Annotated in this window: 1 protein-coding gene and 2 pseudogenes; 2 read left to right on the plus strand and 1 reads right to left on the minus strand. The window is 70.7% G+C overall.

Translation table 11 applies throughout. From position 1 onward, the window contains the following. A pseudogene (locus ABZ815_RS52750) lies at window positions 1–399 on the minus strand (phospholipid carrier-dependent glycosyltransferase); the annotation flags it as partial. A gap of 58 nt (window positions 400–457) precedes the next feature. Here ABZ815_RS52750 and rsmI point away from each other — a divergent pair. Together rsmI and ABZ815_RS52760 are read left to right on the plus strand one after the other, a co-directional pair. Further along, complete coding sequence (gene rsmI / locus ABZ815_RS52755) at window positions 458–1,321, plus strand: 16S rRNA (cytidine(1402)-2'-O)-methyltransferase (protein WP_357711138.1); 864 nt, start codon at window positions 458–460, stop codon at window positions 1,319–1,321. A gap of 5 nt (window positions 1,322–1,326) precedes the next feature. After that, a pseudogene (locus tag ABZ815_RS52760) lies at window positions 1,327–1,668 on the plus strand (phospholipid carrier-dependent glycosyltransferase); the annotation flags it as partial.

The following is a 1,668-nucleotide window of genomic DNA, read 5'->3' on the forward strand; positions in this document are numbered from 1 at the left end:
ACCGGCGCCGATCATCCACTTGCCCAGCGGAGGGTGCACCACGTACGAGGCGCACTTGTCGAGCGTCTCCTGCGTGCACGACTGCCAGATGTCGGTCTTCCCGGCCAGGATCGCCTTGTCCGCGTCCTTGATCGTGACGCGCTCGACGCCCCAGTTGATCAGGGAGAAGGCGTCCTTCATGTAGTAGGTCTCGTCGAAGACCACGGCCCGGGGGTGGCCCAGATTGACGAAGCGCAGGATCCCGCCGAAGAGCGTGATGAGCAGCGGGCCGACCCACCCCCACAGGACGCTGCCGCGCATGGGGGGGATCACCCGGTCACGCAGGGACCGCGTCTGCGAATGACTCTCGCCGACCTCCGGGTTGTCGTAGGCCTGGTACGGGGAATCGGTCACCGCCATTCGGACATCGTACGGGCCCCAAGCCGTTAGGTACTGCAAGAATCACGGTCTAATTGGTATGCCCTGCCACAATGGTCTGGTGACTGAAGAAGGCAGGTTGGTGCTGGCCGGAGCGCCCATCGGTCAGGCGGGTGACGTCTCGCCGCGGCTGCGGGAGGTGCTCGCCGGGGCCGACGTGGTGGCCGCCGAGGACACCAGACGGCTGCGCAGGCTCGCCACCGAGCTGGGCGTGGAGATCAGCGGCCGGGTGGTGTCCTACTACGACCAGAACGAGGCGGGCCGTGCCCAGGAGCTCGTCGAGGCGCTGAGACAGGGCCGCACGGTCGTGGTCATCACCGACGCCGGGATGCCCGGGGTGTCCGACCCCGGCTACCGCCTCACCCACCTGGCGGTCGAGGCGGGCATCACGGTGACCGCGCTGCCGGGGCCGAGCGCCGTCACCACGGCCCTCGCGGTGTCGGGGCTGGCCAGCGACAGGTTCTGCTTCGAGGGCTTCCCGCCGCGCAAGACCGGCGACCGGGCGCGGCGGCTGTCCGCGCTGGCCGCCGAGGAGCGGACGATGGTCTTCTTCGAGGCTCCCCACCGGCTGGCCGAGTCGCTGGGCGCCATGGCCGAGGCGTTCGGGGCCGACCGCCCGGCGGCCGTCTGCCGCGAGCTGACCAAGACGTACGAGGAGGTGCGCCGCGGCGGCCTCGGCGAGCTGGCCGAGTGGGCCGCGGGCGGCGTCAAGGGCGAGATCACCGTGGTCGTCGCGGGCCGCGTGCCCGGTGCGGGCGAGCCCGACATGGACGAGCTGGTCGCCGAGGTCGACCGCCGGGTGGCCGAGGGCGAGCAGCGCAGGATCGCCATCGCCGACGTGGCCAAGGGCGCGGGGGTGCCGAGACGGGAGCTGTATGACCTGGTGCACAAGCGCATAGGGTGATCGACATGGGGGAGACGGCTCGGAGACTGGTCCCGCCGTTCCAGGGGCGGCCGCTCTTAGGCTGGGCGGGCCCGCTCCTGGTCGCCCTCTTCGGCGGCCTGTTGCGGTTCGTCCGCCTCGGCGAGCCCAAGGCCGTCGTCTTCGACGAGACCTACTACGCCAAGGACGCCTACTCCCTGCTCAGGTACGGGGTCGAGCGCGCGATGCTCGGCGACGCCAAGAACCCCGTCGCCGACCGGCGGCTCATCGCCGGAAATCTGGACATCTTCCGCCAGTGTGCCGAGCCGTCCGACTGCGCGTCGTTCGTCGCCCATCCGCCGCTGGGCAAGTGGATGATCGGCGTGGGG

Source organism: Nonomuraea sp. NPDC047529 (assembly GCF_040642995.1).
Lineage (GTDB): Bacteria > Actinomycetota > Actinomycetes > Streptosporangiales > Streptosporangiaceae > Nonomuraea.

What these genes read in the sequence shown, in the direction of transcription:
- rsmI (WP_357711138.1), top strand. Translation starts at nt 458, where the DNA reads ATGCCCTGCCACAATGGTCTGGTGACTGAAGAAGGCAGGTTGGTGCTG.